We start from the raw sequence: 13,846 nt of genomic DNA, 5'->3' as shown, positions 1-13,846 counted from the left end.
TCGCTCAACGGTCCACTTTCTCACCAGCGCCGGACGGGTTGTCGCTTTCGGGTCCGGTGTCAGGGGCGAGGTCACTCGCGTGCCCTGGATCCGAGCTGTTGCTGTCACCCTTTGTGTTCTCCGATGTGCTTTCCGCTGTGTCTTCCGCACCGTTCTCGCCGGCGGCGTCGGCCGCCTCGGCAGCCGCTGCGCGCTTGCGCTGGGTGTACATCCTGACGCCTGCGAGGACGAGCAGGAGCACACCGCCGGCGAGGACGAGCATGACGGTCGGGGTGATCTCGGAGACCTTCACCGTGAAGTCCATCGGGGGGCCGTAGAGCTTGCCGTCCTGCGTGTAGAGCTGCGCGGTCATCTGGACCTGACCGTTGGCATTGGCGGCGGCGGGAAACTTCACCGACTGGCTGTGGCCGCCCTCGACCTTGATCGGCTGTTCGGCCATCCCCTTGCCTCCATCAAGATGGAGGCGGTTGGGATTGTTCGACCTCAGCCGCAGCACCAGGTCGTCGACGCCTTGGACCAGCTGGTTCTGCACCGTGACCGGGATGGTCGCGCTGCGGCCGGACAGGGTGACGGCCGACTTCTGGATCAGCTGGACCTCTTCGGTGAGGCTCTGCAGGTATGACTGGACCTCGGTGCGGTACTGCCGCGCCGCCGTCGGATTGCCGCGCCATGATGTCGACAGCTCACGGTCGATCGCCCGGCCGAAGGGGGTCTCGACCCGGTCGGCGAGCGTGAGGATGACCTTGAACTTGTCGAGGGTGGCCTGAGTGGTCCTGATGTCCTCGAACGTCTGCACCGGCAGTTCCCGCTTGCGCAGCGCTGCCGGGTACTGGGAGGGACCGGGCACCCTCGTGGTGGCCTCGGCGTCCGGCTTGGCGGCCGCCGAGGCCACCAGGTCCAGCGGCTGTGTCCAGCGCTCGGATTCAAGGGCCCGCAGGGCGCGGGCCATGGACTGAGCCTGGGCGATCGTGGGCCTGCGCTGCGGGGCGACCACGATGCTCCGCTGCTTCTCCGGCTGCTGAAGCGTGAGGGCCTGCGTCTGGGCGAGGAACTTCTGGATCGCCAGCGTGGACTCGCCGGCGTCCGTCATGTCGCCCTCGAAGGCGGTGGACAACCGGGCGTCGGCGACCACAGCCGTCGTTCCGCCGCCGATCGGACGGGCGGCGGTCGGTGTGTAGGAGAGGTTGTCCTGGAGGCTGTCGCTCCGGGCGATCACCTTGTGCGCTCCGGCAGAGGTGGCCACGTCGACGATCGAGGAGTCGATCGCGCCGTCCACCGGCCAGGCGAAGTCGACGGACGGCTTCACATGGAGAATCGTCTCCACTGTGATCTCCGCCACCTCCGTCGCCGGCTGCAGGTGGCGGAGTGATCCGGAGACCGATTTGCCCTTGTGGGCCAGTGAGGCGAGATCGGGATCCGCGAAGGGGAGCGCGACGACCTTGCGGCCCTGCACGGCGTCCTCGACCGAGTTCAACCATCGCTCGGCCAGGGCCTGGTTCTTGCCGGTGACCGTGGAGTCGCCGCTCTTGACCCGATAGCCGCCCTTCATGGCGTCGACCGTGGCCAGGAGGTCCGGATCGATGACCCAGGTGACGGGCAGTTCCTTGCCGAGGGACACCAGCTGGTCGAGCCGTCCGCCCGGGGCGAGCTCAGCGGCCAGCGCCTCGTCCTCGAAGACCGGCGTCTGCTGCTCGTCCGACCCCGTCTCCGACGTGAGGTGGGTGGAGGAGATGAGGGGCCAGAGATACGTGAGGCGAGTCTTCTTCTCCGCCTCCTCCGGCTGCCAGGGCAGGAAGGTCCGCTTGATGCCCAGCACCTGGTCCCACTGCTGGCCGGCGGGCCGCCCCGTCAGGGACACGCCGAGCTGATGGACACCGCTCTCGTCGCCCAGGTCGAGCTCGTCGGCCGGCACCGAGAGTGTGAAGTCATGGCTGACGCCCGTGACGAGCTTCGGGAGCTTGACGCTGAACTTGTCGTCGATTGTCGGGGCGTCGACGCCGTACGTGTAGCCGGTTCGTTCCGCGGCCCGGTCGATGGCGCCCCGGCCGGGCGGCTGCGGGCCCACTCGGAGATCGACATGCGCGTCGGTGATCGTCTGCTTGCCCCTGTTGACCACCGTCCCGGAGACGGTGATCGTGTCCTTCTTCCCGGGTGCTTCCGGCGTCAGCGTGTCGAGAGACACATCGACGGTCCGGGATCCCGAGGCCTCCTCAGCGGCGCGCGCAGCCGGGTCGGCCTGCGCCGCGGGCGCTGCGGGACCGCACAGCAGCCCGGCCACGAGTGGGGCGCCGGTGAGCAGGAAGGCTGTGCGACGCAGCCACCGGCGCGCAGGAGAAGTACGCATCCCCTGGAAGTCTGCCGCCTCGGCCACGCGCTCGTCCGTCCTTCGTCGTCTGGTGTCGTTGGTGGTTCTCTGGCTCTTGCGTCCACGCATGGTAACGAGGGGCGCTGTGTCGAAGTGCCGCGGAGTGCCCCACAAGATCGGCAGGACTTCCGGGGCAGCCGGAAACGGGGACGCTCCGGTCGGCCCGGGCACGTACCCTTTTCTGTTGTGCCGAACGCCAATGAAGACAACCCCACTGCCCTGAGCCAGGTGCAACGCCGAGCGGTGAGTGAACTGCTGCGGGTGTCACCCGTCGCCGACGACCTGGCGCGCCATTTTCGCGAGGCCGGATTCAGTCTCGCGCTCGTTGGGGGCTCGGTCCGCGATGCGCTGCTCGGTCGGCTCGGCAACGACCTCGACTTTACGACGGATGCCCGCCCTGAGGACGTGTTGAAGATCGTCCGCCCGTGGGCGGATTCGGTGTGGGACGTCGGTATCGCCTTCGGCACGGTGGGTGCGCAGAAGGACGGCCGCGTCGGCGACGCCGTTCAGCGTTTCCAGATCGAGGTGACGACGTACCGCTCGGAGGCGTACGACAGGACGTCGCGCAAGCCGGAGGTGTCCTACGGCGACTCGATCGAGGAGGACCTGGTCCGGCGCGACTTCACGGTGAACGCGATGGCCGTGGCCCTGCCGGAGAAAGAGTTCATCGACCCGCACGGCGGTCTCGAGGATCTTGCGGCACGGGTACTGCGTACGCCGGGCACTCCGGAGGAATCCTTCTCTGACGACCCGCTGCGCATGATGCGGGCTGCGCGCTTCGCCGCGCAGCTCGACTTCGAGGTGGCGCCCGACGTGGTCTCCGCCATGAAGGCCATGGCGGAGCGGATCGAAATCGTCTCGGCCGAACGTGTGCGTGACGAGCTGAACAAGCTGATCATGGGTGCGCACCCCCGCAAGGGGCTCGCGCTGCTCGTCGACACCGGCCTGGCCGCGCACGTACTGCCCGAGCTGCCGGCCCTTCGGCTGGAGAGTGATGAGCACCACCGGCACAAGGACGTCTACGAGCACTCACTGACCGTGCTGGAACAGGCCATCGATCTCGAGGAGGAGGGGCCCGACCTCGTGCTGCGGCTGGCCGCGCTGCTCCATGACATCGGCAAGCCTCGCACTCGCCGTTTCGAGGAGGACGGCCGGGTCTCCTTCCATCATCACGAGGTGGTGGGCGCGAAGATGACCAAGAAGCGGATGGCGGCGCTGAAGTACTCGAACGAGATGGTCAATGACGTCTCGCGGCTGGTGGAGCTTCATCTGCGGTTCCACGGATATGGGACCGGCGAGTGGACCGACTCCGCGGTGCGGCGGTATGTGCGCGACGCCGGACCGCTTCTGAGTCGACTGCACAAGCTGACGCGCTCGGACTGCACGACACGCAACAAGCGCAAGGCGGGTGCCCTGTCGCGGGCCTATGACGGTCTTGAGGACCGCATCGCGCAGCTCCAGGAGCAGGAGGAGCTGGATGCGATCAGACCGGACCTGAACGGCAACCAGATCCAGGAGATCCTGGGAGTCGGCCCCGGTCCGGTGATCGGCAAGGCCTACGCGTTCCTCCTGGAGCTGCGCCTGGAGAACGGGCCGATGGAGCACGACGCGGCAGTGGCTGCGCTCAAGGAGTGGTGGACTACCCAGAGCCAGGGGTGACCGGTTATCCAGGGCTGAGCGAAAACGGCGCGATGTTTCACGTGAAACATCGCGCCGTTCTTCATGAGCAGGGACGGCGTTTCACGTGAAACATCGCCCTTGCCTGCGTCCGCTACTTCTTCATCTCGTTCAGGCAGAGCACGAACGACTTGCCTGAGCTCCGCCGGCCACCGCTGGTCTGCTCGAAGTAGCCGATGTCGGCCTTACCCTCGCAGATCGTCCGGTCCGTCGTGTCGCCGTGCACGGAGACCACCTTGTACGCAGCCTCGGCGCCGCCGCAGTCGACGACCTCAAGATCCGGGTTGATCTCGGTCCCGCTGTTCTTGAGGCAGTCGCCGGCCTTTGCGGTGTCGGCGTCATCGCGGCCCATGAACCAGAACACGGCGAACGCGATCACGGCCAGGACACCCACGGCTATCTGGAACTTGGTCTTGAGGCCGAGGCCCCGACGCTCGGGCGCCGGGGGCGGGGGCGCGCCCCACTGCTGCTGAGGTGCCTGGGGCTGCTGCGGGTAGCCATAACCCGGCCCGGGCTGCTGCGGCTGCTGCTGGGGATACCCGTAACCCGGCTGAGGCTGCTGCTGTCCGTACGGACCCGGCTGCCCGTAGGCGCCCTGTCCCTGCTGTGGCGGATAGGTCATGCGGGGATCCCCCTGTGAACGTGTGACCGATTGTTTGACGCGCGCACGCTATAGCAATCGGCCGACACGACTCCAACGGGCCAGCGTGACGGCAACTGCCGCGTAGATCGCGGCGACCACGAGAACCAGCGGGACCGACCGCCCGTCAGGAGGCAGCATCAGCGCGGCGATTGCTGCCGCACCGACGAAGGCGACGTTGAACAGCACGTCATAGAGGGAGAAGACCCTGCCTCGGAAGGCGTCGTCCACGGAGGTCTGCACCACGGTGTCCGTCGCGATCTTCGAGCCCTGCGTGACCAGACCGAGAACGAATGCCGCCACGAGCATCGGCCCTGGAGCGAACGGCAGTGCCAGGGCCGGTTCGAGAACGGCAGCGGCTGTCGCGCAGGCCACCATCCACCCGAAGCGGCCGAGTCTCCCGGTCGCCCAGGGGGACACCACGGCCGCCGTGAAGAAACCGGCACCGGATGCGGCGACCGCCAGGCCGAGCAGAGCGAGCCCGTCCGATCCCTCTCCGGCCCATGCGTACCGGCAGAGCATGAGCACCATCACGGTCAGCGCGCCGTAGCAGAAGCGCAGCAGGGTCATTGCGCCCAGCACGTGGGCTGCCGCTGGACGCCGGCTGAGATGACGCAGTCCGTCCAGCAGTCCTCGCGCAGTGGAGGCGATAGCGGTGCCCAGGCGTGGTTGGACCTCGGCCGGGTCGGGACCGAGCAGTTCACGCCCCATGCGTAGTGACGCGAGTGCCGAGCAGAGATAGAGCACTGCCCCGAGCAGTACCACCGCGGCGTCGGAGTCCGAGGCAGCGAGGCGCATCAGGAAGGCGAGACCGCCGCCGGCGGTCGCGGCCAGTGTTCCCGCGGTCGGGGAGACGGAGTTGGCTATCACGAGGCGCTCGGGGTCGACGACGCGCGGCAGCGCCGCCGAGAGGCCCGCCAGCACGAACCGGTTGACGGCCGTCACCGACAGGGCCGAGGCGTAGAAGAGCCAGTCCGGGACGGAGGCGAGGATCAGGACGGCTGTGCAGCCGGCGAGCAGCGCGCGCAACAGGTTCCCGTAGAGGAACACCTGGCGACGTGGCCAGCGGTCCAGCAGAACTCCGGCAAAAGGTCCGACGAAGGAGTACGGCAGCAGCAGGACCGCCATGGCGGAGGCGATCGCGGCCGGGGAGGTCTGCTTCTCCGGGGAGAAGACGACGTACGTGGCGAGGGCGACCTGGTAGACGCCGTCGGCCGCCTGGGACAGCAACCGCACGGTCAGGAGCCGACGGAAGTCGGTCAGGCGCAGGAGTACGCGCAGATCACGTACGACAGGCATGCGAGCAAGGGTCACATACGCGGAGGGTCCCCGGGTGTACGACCCGGGGACCCTCCGCGTATGTGACAGACCGAAGCGCCTAGCGCTCGACCTCGCCCTGGATGAACTTCTCGACGTTCAGACGGGCCTCGTCGTCGAAGTACTGCACCGGCGGGGACTTCATGAAGTACGAGGACGCGGAGAGGATCGGGCCACCGATACCGCGGTCCTTGGCGATCTTCGCGGCGCGCACGGCGTCGATGATGACGCCCGCCGAGTTCGGGGAGTCCCAGACCTCGAGCTTGTACTCGAGGTTCAGCGGGACGTCACCGAAGGCACGACCCTCGAGGCGCACGTACGCCCACTTGCGGTCGTCCAGCCAGGCGACGTAGTCCGACGGGCCGATGTGGACGTTCTTCTCGCCCATCTCGCGGTCGGGGATCTGCGACGTGACGGCCTGCGTCTTCGAGATCTTCTTGGACTCCAGGCGCTCACGCTCGAGCATGTTCTTAAAGTCCATGTTGCCGCCGACGTTCAGCTGCATCGTGCGGTCCAGGATGACGCCCCGGTCCTCGAAGAGCTTCGCCATGACGCGGTGCGTGATGGTCGCGCCGACCTGGGACTTGATGTCGTCGCCGACGATCGGGACACCGGCCTCGGTGAACTTGTCCGCCCACTCCTTGGTCCCGGCGATGAAGACCGGAAGGGCGTTGACGAACGCGACCTTGGCGTCGATGGCGCACTGCGCGTAGTACTTCGCAGCGTCCTCGGAACCGACGGGCAGGTAGCAGACCAGGACGTCGACCTGCTTGTCCTTGAGGGTCTGGACGATGTCGACCGGGGTCTCGGCGGACTCCTCGATGGTCTGGCGGTAGTACTTGCCCAGGCCGTCGAGTGTGTGACCACGCTGAACGGTGACGCCGGTGTTCGGCACGTCGCAGATCTTGATGGTGTTGTTCTCGCTGGCGCCGATGGCGTCCGAGAGGTCGAGGCCGACCTTCTTGGCGTCCACGTCGAAGGCGGCCACGAACTCCACGTCACGGACGTGGTAGTCGCCGAACTGGACGTGCATCAGACCCGGCACCTTGCCGGCCGGGTCGGCGTCCTTGTAGTACTCGACGCCCTGCACCAGCGAGGCGGCGCAGTTGCCCACGCCGACGATGGCTACGCGAACCGAACCCATTGGCGGTTGCTCCCTGTGTGATCTCGGTATTCCGGATGAAACCCTGCGGATCGCAGGGCCTCACTTGGCGGTGTCGTCGGACGGATCCGGCGGGGTGGAGCCGTCGGGAGGTGTCCCTCCGGAAGGCTCGGCACTCCGGTGCCGGGGCAGGCCGCCCGTCGCTCCAGATGTGTTGTCCTGCTGAGCGGTGCCTTCTGGGGAGGGCCGTCGCTGATCCCGCCCTGCCCGCTCGCTTTCGATGAGCTCGTTCAGCCAGCGCACTTCGCGCTCCACTGACTCCATACCGTGGCGCTGGAGCTCGAGGGTGTAGTCGTCGAGGCGCTCACGGGTGCGGGCCAAGGAGGCGCGCATCTTCTCCAAGCGCTCTTCCAGCCGGCTGCGGCGGCCCTCCAGCACCCGCATCCGCACTTCGCGCTCCGTCTGACCGAAGAAGGCGAAGCGAGCGGCGAAATGCTCGTCCTCCCAGGTGTCGGGCCCGGTGTGCGAGAGCAGCTCCTCGAAGTGCTCCTTACCTTCTGCCGTCAGCCGGTAGACGATCTTCGCTCTTCGGCCGGCGAGCGACGCGGCGAGGGCGTCCTCGGGGGCGCTTCCCGGTTCCTCGATCAACCAGCCGTTGGCGACCAGCGTCTTGAGGCACGGGTAGAGGGTCCCGTAGCTGAAGGCCCGGAAGATGCCGAGCGACGTATTGAGCCGCTTGCGTAGCTCGTAACCGTGCATCGGGGCTTCTCGCAGAAGACCGAGGACGGCGAACTCGAGGATGCCGGAGCGCCTGCTCACAGTCGCCTCCTTCGCCCGTCCCGGTCACGTATGCCGTGCTGATGTATCGACTCGATACATCAGCACGATAGGGCCGTGTGCCCGTTGCGACAAGAGGGGGCAGGGTGAACGGCGTCACATCGTCAATTCGCGGTGATCGAGTTGCCCGAAATGGGGTGAACTTCAGGATTAGGGGGTTTTGGCCGTGCGTAGTCTGTGCGGATGCAGACCAGCGGGAACCAAGTGACGCCCTCAGGCGTCATCGCCGTGGATGCACAGCGGATGAGCCCTTCACGGAGCTCGTCCGTATCCATTTCGGGGGGACCGGAACACAACTGCCGCTTCCAGGCGTCTCGCCTGCCCGAGGAGTAGTCGTTCGATGAGCGAGCACCGTCGCAAACCGCCGCAGTCCCAGGGTGGCGGGCGTGCCGCGGCCAGACGCGCAGCCCAGCAGCCTTCGGGCCGCCGGGGCGTCCCGCCCCGGGGCACCACATCAGCCTCCCCTTCCGCCTCCTACGGTGAGGAGCCCCCCTATGGGGGCCGCGCCGAGGCCCGGCGTGCCGCGCAACGAGGTGGTGGCGGCCGTCGGCGTATGGACGAGGCGGGCGCCGGCCACGGAGGCCGCGGCGGCGGTCGCCGCGGTGGCGGGGCTGGAGGGTTCGACGGCCCCGGCGGTCATGGTGGTCCGCCGCGGAAGAAGCGGCTGATCGACTACCCGCGCCACGACAAGTACGGATGGCGTCGCTGGGTGCCGTCGTGGAAGCTCGTGACCGGTCTGTTCCTCGGCTTCCTCGCCAGCCTGATGACGGCCGGGACGATCGCCTACGCCATGGTCGCGATCCCCAACCCGGCCGAAGCCGCCAAGGCGCAGAACAACGTCTACTACTGGGACGACGGCACGCAGATGGTCGCCACCGGTGGCGAGATCAACCGGCAGATCATCGGCATCGAGAAGATCCCGGCGCACATGCAGAACGCCGTCATCTCTGCGGAGAACAAGACGTTCCGCAAGGACTCGGGCATCGACCCGATGGGCATCGGCCGCGCTGTGGTCAACATGGCCCTGGGCGAGGAGACACAGGGCGGCTCCACGATCACCCAGCAGTATGTGAAGAACGCGCGGTTGGACAACCAGGACCAGACGCTCGAGCGCAAGTTTCAAGAGCTGTTCATCTCCATGAAGATCGACTCGAAGATGGAAAAGTCCGAGATCATGGAGGGCTATCTCAACACCTCGTACTACGGCCGCGGCGCGTACGGCATCCAGGCCGCCGCCCGTACGTACTTCGACAAGGACGCAGCCCAGCTGGACGCGAGCGAGAGCGCGTTCCTCGCCGCGCTCCTCAAGGGCGCGACCTACTACGACCCGGCGGGCGCCACCTCGATCGACTCGGCGGCCACCCGGGACGCCAACACGGAGCGGGTCACGAAGCGCTGGACCTGGATTCTCGACGAGATGGTCAAGGACAACCATCTCGACGCCGCGGAGCGCGGGAAGTACACCGAGCTCCCCCAGATCGAGAAGCCCCGCAAGAACGCCCAGCTGAGCGGTCAGATCGGCTACCTGGTGGACCTGGCCAAGGCCAACTTCATCAACAGCAACGACCGGGGCATCACCGCCGACGACCTCACCAAGGGCGGCTACGAGATCCACACGACCTTCGACAAGAAGAAGGTCCAACAGCTCGAGAAGGCCGTCAACAAGGTCCGCAAGGAGAACATCGACCCGAAGAAACGTCCCGAAACGGACACCCACGTCCAGTTCGGTGGCGCCTCGGTCGAGCCCCAGACCGGAAAGATCGTCGCGATCTACGGCGGTGAGGACGCGACGAAGCACTTCACCAACAACGCCGACGCGACCGGTGCCCAGGTCGGCTCCACGTTCAAGCCGTTCGTCCTCGCGGCGGCCATGCGTGACGGTGTCCGCGACCCTGATCTCGGTCCTGAGCAAGGACCCGACACCCGCACGATCGTCGACCCGAACAAGAGCCGGTACAGCGGCAAGAACAAGCACAAGGTCAAGGAGTACGACGGTTCCGTCTGGCGCAACGAGGAAGGGAAGGAGTGGCTCCAGACCAATGACGGGCAGGAGAGCTTCGGCAACATCAGCCTCCGCGAAGCCATGATCCACTCCGCCAACTCGCCCTATGTACAGCTCGGCATGGATATCGGCATTCCGACGGTCAGGCAGGCCGCGACCGACGCCGGTCTGCTCGAGTCCAGCCTGAGCAAGTCGAACGTGCCCTCCTTCTCGCTCGGTATCTCGGAGCCCAGCGCCATCCGCATGGCAGGGTCCTACGGGACCTTCGCCGCCGAGGGCAAGCAGCGTGACCCGTACTCGGTCAAGCTGGTGAAGCACGAGGGTGAGACGGTCTACGAGCACGAGGACGAGGCCGAGCAGAAGTTCAGCAAGGCCGTCGCCAACAACGTGACCGACGTGCTCAGGGACGTCGTCGATGACCCGGAGGGCACCGGCAGGAAGGCCAGGCTCCCCAACCGGCAGGTGGCCGGCAAGACCGGTACGACCGACGGCAACAAGTCGGCCTGGTTCGTCGGCTACACGCCGCAGCTGTCGACGGCGATCGACATGTACCGCCTCAACGACGACGAGAAGGCCAAGAAGCGCGAGTTCCTTGAGATGTACGGCACCGGTGACCGGGACACGATCCACGGCTCGTCGTTCCCGTCACAGATCTGGCAGGACTACATGTCGGAAGCGCTCAAGCGCGCGAAGATCCTGGAGTTCCCCGAGCCGGAGCCCATCGATGGAGAGGCCGTGTGGGGCGGCGGCGCGGTCAGCCCGTCGCCGACGCCGAGCAGCTCCCCGTCCGAGTCGCCGTCCTCGAGCCCGTCCGAGTCCCCGTCCTCGAGCCCGTCCACCAGCCCCGGTCCCTCGGAGTCCTGCAATCCGTGGGAGGACTGGACCTGCGGCGTCGACGGCGGCGCCGACCAGGGGGGCGGCAACGGCGGCGTCACATCCAGCCCGTCGACGTCACCGGGCACCGACGGCGGAGCCGACAGCGGTGGAGGCAACGGCAACGGCGGAAACGGCAACAACGGCGGAGGGTTCCTCGGAGGCTCCGACGGCGACAGCTGACGGCGACCGCCCCGCACCACTGACGAGGGCCGCCGCACCCGGGAAGGCACAGGACCTGCGCCTGTCCCACCGGGCGCGGCGGCCCTCGCCGTGTCCCCCACCCCGTACGGCAGGATGTGCACCATGCCCAGCGCAGAAGAGACGAGCGTGCATGAGGACCGTCCACAGGCCCTCCCCGCGCGACCCGGCGGCCCCGATGTGCGACCCACACGACGTGACCGGATCGCCGCAGCCGGCAGCGAGCTGATCGGCGGCCCCGCCGGCCGCTGGGCCGCGCGCGGCGGCGGCAACCGGCTCACGGCCGTGCGTGTGGTGGTCCTCGTCACCATCGGCATGTTCGCGCTCGGCATGGTGCAGAAGCTGCCCTGCTACAACTGGGCCTGGTTCAGGGGGACGAGCTCGCAGTACACCCATGCCTGCTACTCGGACATCCCCCACCTGTTCGTGGGCCGAGGCTTCTCCGAAGGTCTGGTCCCGTACTTCGACCGGCTCCCCGGCGACATGCAGTACCTCGAGTACCCCGTGCTGACGGGTGTGTTCATGCAGTTCGCCTCCTGGATCGGCGGGATCGCCGACGGCTCGGGTCAGCAACAGCAGCAGATGTACTGGATGGTCAACGCGGGCCTGCTGATGATCTGCGCCGCCGTCATCGCCGTCTGTGTCGCCCGTACCCACCGCCGGCGCCCCTGGGACGCCCTCCTCGTGGCCCTGGCGCCCGCGTTCGCACTCACAGCCACCATCAACTGGGATCTGCTCGCCGTGGCGCTGACGGCGGCAGCGATGCTGATGTGGTCACGTGGGCGGGTTCTGTCCTTCGGCATTCTGATCGGGCTGGCGACGGCCGCCAAGCTCTATCCCGTGCTGCTGCTCGGGCCGCTGCTGGTCCTGTGCTGGCGGGCGGGCAAGTGGCGGGAGTTCGCCACGGCGATGCTCGGCGCGGCGGCCGCCTGGCTCGCGGTCAATCTGCCGGTCATGCTGCTCGCGCCCGAGGGGTGGAAGAAGTTCTACACCTTCAGCCAGGAGCGCCAGATCGACTTCGGATCGTTCTGGCTGATCATCACCCAGCGCACCGGAGAGTCGATCGACGTCGAGAAGGTCAACACCTACGCCACCCTGCTGATGATCCTGGCCTGCGCCGGCATCGCCCTGCTCATCCTCCGGGCACCCCGCCGGCCCCGGTTCGCGCAGGTGGCGTTCCTGGTCGTGGCCGCGTTCATCCTCACCAATAAGGTCTACTCGCCGCAGTACGTATTGTGGCTGATCCCGCTCGCCGCTCTTGCCCGCCCGCGCTGGCGCGACTTCCTGGTGTGGCAGGCCTGTGAGGTCATGTACTACCTGGGTATCTGGATGTACCTCGCGTACACGACCAGCCCCAAGCACCAAGGGCTGCCGCCCGAGGGCTATCAGGTGGCCATCGCGCTGCATCTGCTCGGGACGCTGTATCTCTGCGCGGTGCTCGTGCGGGACATCCTCATGCCGGAACGCGACGGCGTGCGCCAGGACGGTTCCGACGACCCGGCGGGGGGCGTGCTGGACGGTGCCCCGGACGTGTTCGTCCTGGGCCCGGCGGCACACCCGCCGCGCCACGCCGCGCACGCCGTGGAGGGGCCACGCGTGGAGTGGGGCACCCAGGCAGGGAGCGGCCCAGGGGCTGGTCCGCAGCCGTCGGCCTGAGCCCGGGCCGCCGTCCCCTGCCGCCGGGCCGAATGTCCGGCAGGTGGTGGTCGGCCGGCTCGACGGCCCTAGCGGTCGACGAGCCGGTCGAACTGCGTCGTCGTGTGCCGCAGATGCGCCACCAGCTCGTCCCCGACCTTGGGTTCCTGCGCGTCGGCGGGCACGAACAGGATCGAGACCTGCATGTGGGGCGGCTCGGCGAACCAGCGCTGCTTGCCCGCCCACACAAACGGCGACAGATTCCGGTTGACCGTCGCGAGACCCGCCCGTGCCACCCCCTTGGCGCGCGGCATCACGCCGTGCAGGGCCTTCGGCGCCTCCAGACCCACACCGTGTGACGTACCGCCGGCCACGACCACCAGCCAGCCGTCGGAGGCGGCCTTCTGCTGGCGGTACCCGAAACGATCGCCCTTGGCCACACGGGTGACGTCCAGCACGGCGCCGCGGTACTCCGTGGCGTCGTGGTCGCCGAGCCACAGCCGTGTGCCGATGCGGGCCCTGAAGCGGGTCTGCGGGAACTGCTGCTGCAGCCGCGCCTGCTCCTGGGCGCGCAGATGGCTCACGAACATGGTGTGCAGCGGCAGCCTGGCGGCGCGCAGCCGGTCCATCCAGCCGATGACCTCCTCGACCGCGTCGGAGCCGTCCGTACGGTCCAGCGGAAGGTGCAGGGCGAAGCCCTCCAGCCGCACGTCCTCGATGGCCGCGTGCAAATGGCCGAGGTCCTGCTCGGAGACGCCGTGGCGCTTCATCGAGCTCATGCACTCGATGACGACCCTCGCCCCCACCAGCGCGTGCACCCCGTCCACGGACGAGACGGAGCGCACCACGCGGTCCGGCAGCGGCACCGGTTCCTCACCGCGCCGGAACGGGGTGAGCACCAGCAGATCGCCGCCGAACCAGTCCTTGATCCGAGCGGCCTCGTACGTGGTGCCCACGGCCAGCATGTCCGCACTGAAACGGGTGGCCTCTTCCGACAGCCGCTCGTGGCCGAAGCCGTATCCGTTGCCCTTGCACACCGGGACGAGACCGGGGAACTGGTCGATCACCGACTTCTGGTGCGCCCGCCAGCGAGCGGTGTCGACGTAGAGGGAGAGCGCCATGGCCGGCCCGGAACCTTTCTGGTGGCTGCGGTGTATCAGCTGCGGTGTATCAGAGGTGTGTATGAGACTACGGAGT

Annotated in this window: 9 protein-coding genes; 3 read left to right on the top strand and 6 right to left on the bottom strand. The window is 67.7% G+C overall.

Features of this window, described 5'->3' with window-relative positions; genetic code table 11:
• Positions 1 to 4: 4 nt before the first annotated feature.
• Positions 5 to 2,371, bottom strand: a complete 2,367-nt coding sequence (locus tag ACZ4SA_RS02370; RefSeq protein WP_468268879.1) for a DUF6049 family protein — start codon at positions 2,369 to 2,371, stop codon at positions 5 to 7.
• Between the two features lie 180 nt (positions 2,372 to 2,551).
• Between ACZ4SA_RS02370 and ACZ4SA_RS02365 the strand changes: the two genes are divergently transcribed.
• Positions 2,552 to 4,024: a CCA tRNA nucleotidyltransferase gene (locus ACZ4SA_RS02365; protein WP_468268875.1), complete on the top strand. Its 1,473-nt coding sequence runs from the start codon at positions 2,552 to 2,554 to the stop codon at positions 4,022 to 4,024.
• A 112-nt stretch (positions 4,025 to 4,136) separates the two neighbouring features.
• Here the strand turns inward: ACZ4SA_RS02365 and ACZ4SA_RS02360 are convergent, their stop codons facing one another.
• From ACZ4SA_RS02360 to ACZ4SA_RS02345, 4 genes are all read right to left on the bottom strand, one after another.
• On the bottom strand, positions 4,137 to 4,664 hold the full coding sequence (locus ACZ4SA_RS02360) for an LppU/SCO3897 family protein (protein ID WP_468268872.1): 528 nt from the start codon (positions 4,662 to 4,664) through the stop codon (positions 4,137 to 4,139).
• 48 nt (positions 4,665 to 4,712) lie between these two features.
• Positions 4,713 to 5,981, bottom strand: coding sequence for an MFS transporter (locus ACZ4SA_RS02355; protein WP_468268869.1), 1,269 nt, complete (start codon positions 5,979 to 5,981; stop codon positions 4,713 to 4,715).
• Between the two features lie 79 nt (positions 5,982 to 6,060).
• Positions 6,061 to 7,143, bottom strand: a complete 1,083-nt coding sequence (locus ACZ4SA_RS02350) for an inositol-3-phosphate synthase (RefSeq protein ID WP_468268866.1) — start codon at positions 7,141 to 7,143, stop codon at positions 6,061 to 6,063.
• A 60-nt stretch (positions 7,144 to 7,203) separates the two neighbouring features.
• Positions 7,204 to 7,920, bottom strand: a complete 717-nt coding sequence (locus tag ACZ4SA_RS02345; protein ID WP_468268863.1) for a PadR family transcriptional regulator — start codon at positions 7,918 to 7,920, stop codon at positions 7,204 to 7,206.
• Between the two features lie 358 nt (positions 7,921 to 8,278).
• On the opposite strand from ACZ4SA_RS02345, the gene ACZ4SA_RS02340 reads away from it, so the two are divergent.
• Positions 8,279 to 10,996 (top strand): transglycosylase domain-containing protein, encoded by a 2,718-nt coding sequence (locus tag ACZ4SA_RS02340; RefSeq protein WP_468268860.1) that lies wholly within the window; start codon positions 8,279 to 8,281, stop codon positions 10,994 to 10,996.
• 123 nt (positions 10,997 to 11,119) lie between these two features.
• The gene (locus tag ACZ4SA_RS02335; RefSeq protein WP_468268857.1) at positions 11,120 to 12,670 is read left to right on the top strand and encodes a glycosyltransferase family 87 protein; all 1,551 of its coding nucleotides are present in this window, start codon (positions 11,120 to 11,122) and stop codon (positions 12,668 to 12,670) included.
• A 68-nt stretch (positions 12,671 to 12,738) separates the two neighbouring features.
• On the opposite strand, the gene ACZ4SA_RS02330 is transcribed toward ACZ4SA_RS02335, so the two are convergent.
• Entirely contained in the window at positions 12,739 to 13,770 is a 1,032-nt protein-coding gene (locus tag ACZ4SA_RS02330; RefSeq protein ID WP_468268854.1) for an alanine racemase, read from the bottom strand.
• Positions 13,771 to 13,846: the final 76 nt, after the last annotated feature.

The organism is Streptomyces sp. NPDC027962 (genome assembly GCF_055566095.1).
The sequence above is the reverse complement of the archived record's forward strand: the minus strand, read 5'-3'. Positions and strand labels throughout refer to the sequence as shown.

Excerpts from the sequence above, each read along its gene's own strand:
- ACZ4SA_RS02335 (WP_468268857.1), top strand. The coding sequence starts at position 11,120 with ATGCCCAGCGCAGAAGAGACGAGCGTGCATGAGGACCGTCCACAGGCC.
- ACZ4SA_RS02360 (WP_468268872.1), bottom strand. The coding sequence starts at position 4,664 with ATGACCTATCCGCCACAGCAGGGACAGGGCGCCTACGGGCAGCCGGGT.
- ACZ4SA_RS02350 (WP_468268866.1), bottom strand. The coding sequence starts at position 7,143 with ATGGGTTCGGTTCGCGTAGCCATCGTCGGCGTGGGCAACTGCGCCGCC.
- ACZ4SA_RS02340 (WP_468268860.1), top strand. The coding sequence starts at position 8,279 with ATGAGCGAGCACCGTCGCAAACCGCCGCAGTCCCAGGGTGGCGGGCGT.
- ACZ4SA_RS02330 (WP_468268854.1), bottom strand. The coding sequence starts at position 13,770 with ATGGCGCTCTCCCTCTACGTCGACACCGCTCGCTGGCGGGCGCACCAG.
- ACZ4SA_RS02355 (WP_468268869.1), bottom strand. The coding sequence starts at position 5,981 with ATGCCTGTCGTACGTGATCTGCGCGTACTCCTGCGCCTGACCGACTTC.